This is a genomic window from Promicromonospora kroppenstedtii DSM 19349 (genome assembly GCF_000515355.1).
Lineage (GTDB): Bacteria > Actinomycetota > Actinomycetes > Actinomycetales > Cellulomonadaceae > Promicromonospora > Promicromonospora kroppenstedtii.
Window position 1 is genome coordinate 131,713 of record NZ_KI911634.1, and the last position, 2,082, is coordinate 133,794.

The 2,082-nt window shown below is 73.5% G+C and carries 1 protein-coding gene; it reads left to right on the forward strand.

The window, feature by feature from the left end; all coding sequences use genetic code 11:
* Positions 1 to 276 precede the first annotated feature (276 nt).
* Positions 277 to 2,082, forward strand: a 1,806-nt coding sequence (gene folK / locus PROKR_RS37285) for a 2-amino-4-hydroxy-6-hydroxymethyldihydropteridine diphosphokinase (protein ID WP_245605730.1), incomplete at its 3' end; no start/stop codon positions are given.

A 2,082-nucleotide genomic window follows, 5' to 3' on the forward strand; every position in this document is an offset into this window, starting at 1 on the left:
GATCTCCGCGCTGTCGGCGGCCGCGGGCGCCTGGTGCGTGCGTGTGCACACCGCGCGGGCGAGCGTGGACGCCGTCAAGGTCGCCGCCGCGTGGTCCGCCGCGGAGGGCGCACCCCGGGTAGGGTCGCCGGGTACCTCTTCCTCATCCTCCCCATCCGCACCGGAGGCATTGACTTCCACCGTGGCCTTGACCACAGAATCGTGGACGGCCGGGGGACAAGACATGCCAACCTGGCAGGATTCCGGTGCACGCAACGACGATGGGGGAGGACCACGGTGACCACAGCGTTCGGAACGGGCGTCACAGGCCCGGACGGCCGCGCGCTGGACCAGATCCAGCTGAGCGGCGTGAGCGCGCGGGGGTACCACGGTGTGCTGCCGTCGGAACGGCAGACCGGCCAGGAGTTCCGGGCCGACGTCGTGCTGTACATGGACACGCGCCCCGCTGCCGCCGGTGACGACCTGGCGCAGACCGTGAGCTACGCCGATGTCGCGGCCGACGTCCACGACATCCTGAAGGGCGACCCCGCCGACCTCATCGAGACGGTCGCGGAGCGGATCGCCGCCGCGGTGCTGGCCCGCCCGCTGATAGAGGCGGTGGACGTGCGCGTGCACAAGCCGCACGCGCCCATCCCGGTGCCGTTCGCCGACGTCGAGGTGGCCATCCGCCGCGACCGCATCCGCATGCCCGTCGTGGCCGTGCCGGCAGGGCTGCTCGCAGCGCACCCGGCGCCGGAGCAGCAGCAGGTCGAAGCCGTTCCGGCCCAGCCCCAGCCGCAGGACTTCGAGCCCGTGGCACGCCCGGTCGCCGAGGAGCCGGAGCCGTTCCGGCCCGAGCCGTACGAGCCCTACCAGTCGGCCGAGCCGGCGCAGTTCGCGGCCGAGTCGTTCGGCTCCGAGCAGTTCGGCGCCCAGAAGTACGAGGCCTTCGAGGCGGAGCCGCTCGTCGAGCGCGCCCCGTCCGCCCCGGCCGCGGAGACTCCCGCCGAGGAGCCCGAGCCGCTCCCGGTGCCCGAGCTCATCGCCCCCGAGCCGCTGCAGGTCATCCCCGCGGCATGGGAGCTGCAGGCCGAGGCCCCGGCGGAGGCCGAGCAGCGCCCCGCCAAGGAGCCCGTGTTCCAGCAGGGCGACCAGTTCCAGCAGGGCGACCAGTTCCAGCCGGAGGAGCGGTTCCAGCCCGAGGAGCAGTTCAAGGCCGAGCCCGCGTTCGAGCCGGAGCCCGCGTTCGAGCCGGTCCAGCAGTACGAGTCCCTCCAGGGCCTCGACCAGCGGGCAGGTCAGGACCAGCCGAACGGCTTCGAGCCGCAGCAGTCCTACGAGCCGCCCCAGCCTGCGTTCCAGCAGCAGTCGTTCGAGCAGCCGCAGTACGAGCAGCCGCAGTACGAGCAGCCGCAGCGCGACGCGCAGCCGAACCAGTACGACCAGATGTTCGAGCAGCAGTACGACCAGGGCGACATGGAGGCCACGCGCGTCTCGGCGGCGGTCCCCGACTCCGCCGTCGGGCAGCCGGAGGCGGCGTTCGCGCAGGAGCAGCCGTACCAGGCCGAGCCGCGCGACCGGTTCGACGAGATGCCTGCCGGGTACGTGGACGTGGTCATCGCGATCGGAGCGAACCTCGGCGACCCGCAGGCCACCATGCGTTCGGCGGTCGCCGAGCTGGACCGCGTGCCGGGCGTGCAGATCACCGACGTCTCGCCGCTGGCCCGCACGGCCGCCGTCGGCGGGCCGGAGGACCAGCCCGACTACCTGAACGCCGTGCTGCTGGCCCGGACCACGCTCTCGGCGCGCGGGCTGCTGCACGCGTGCCTTGAGGTCGAGAACCTGCACGGCCGTACCCGCGACGAGCGCTGGGGCGCCCGCACGCTCGACGTCGACCTGATCACCTACGGCACCCTGACGGACTCCGCCGAGGACATCGAGATCCCGCACCCGCGGGCGCACGAGCGCGCCTTCGTCCTGGAGCCCTGGTCGCAGATCGCCCCCGAGGCCCTGCTGCCCGGCCTGGGCGGCGGCCCCGTGGGCCAGCTCGCGGCGACGGCGCCCGACCGGACCGGCATCCGCTGGCTCGCGCTCGACTGGCTG